This window comes from Alteromonas sp. BZK5 (assembly GCF_014349115.1).
Lineage (GTDB): Bacteria > Pseudomonadota > Gammaproteobacteria > Enterobacterales > Alteromonadaceae > Alteromonas > Alteromonas macleodii.
On record NZ_JACSOE010000280.1, the window covers coordinates 1 to 1,089 of the forward strand.

Here is a 1,089-nt window from a genome sequence, read left to right on the forward strand (position 1 = left end):
CCCGATTTCAGATAATAAGTGCGACATTCATGGAAAGGTGTAGAAGAGGAGGCCAACTGCTAAAAGTGGTACGCTCTTCTCGTCAAAGAAACAAGCAGTACTACCATGAATTATCAGCAGTTGACCGAGGGCAGAAGATATCAGATTTCGGCTCTTTTGGAACGGGGAATTTCGGTTTCTGAAATAGCTAAAACTGTTCAGTGCCATCGCTCTACGGTATACCGGGAGCTTAAACGCGGCCGCAAGGGCAGACATTATTGTCCTAACGAAGCCCAGATGTTATCAATCAAAAAACGCACATCAGCGCGTAAATACCGTATACCACAGGAGCGTGTTGATTTTATCCGCTTGCTTTTAGAAGCGGATTGGAGCCCAGAGCAAATTTCCAGTGTATTAACGAAAGTCGGTGCCGCTGTCAGCCATGAGTGGATCTACCGATTTGTTGCACAGGATAAACGCTTGGGTGGCAAGCTATATCGCCATTTGAGACAAGGACACAAGCGGTATCGTCGCGGTAAAAAAGAAAAAGCGCCCGCTATCAAGAATGCCGTTTCTATCGATGTTCGGCCAAGCATCGTTGACAGTAAGGAGCGATTTGGTGATTGGGAAATCGACACTGTCTTAGGCAAACACGGCACTGGGGCTATGGTGACTATTTTGGAGCGTAAAACACGATTTTACGTGGTAAAAAAAGTGCCATCTAAGTCAGCAGATGATGTCACCAAAGCAACCATAGAGCTACTCATGCCTTATAAGGAGCATGTGCATACCATCACGGCAGATAACGGGAGAGAGTTTGCAGGTCATGAAACCATCGCAAAGGAGTTGGAAGCTGATGTGTATTTTGCCCACCCTTATAGCTCTTGGGAGCGTGGAGCCAATGAGAATGCTAACGGCCTTTTAAGGCAATATGTGAAAAAAGGAACCGATCTAACAACAGTAACGGATAGCGATATTGAATTCGCTCTATCGCGAATAAATTATCGACCAAGAAAGTGTTTAGGCTTCAAGCAGCCAGCGATTGTATTTAAAGAAATGGCATTGGCTGCTTGATATTGACGAGTGTCGCACTTCGCAGTTGAATTCGGG

1 protein-coding gene is annotated in these 1,089 nt (G+C 45.6%); it reads left to right on the forward strand.

The genetic code is table 11. The annotated features are described in order from the left end of the window. The first annotated feature begins 105 nt into the window (after nt 1–105). Nucleotides 106–1,053 (forward strand): IS30 family transposase, encoded by a 948-nt coding sequence (locus tag BIZ39_RS21960; RefSeq protein WP_041155238.1) that lies wholly within the window; start codon nt 106–108, stop codon nt 1,051–1,053. The last annotated feature ends 36 nt before the right edge of the window (nt 1,054–1,089 follow it).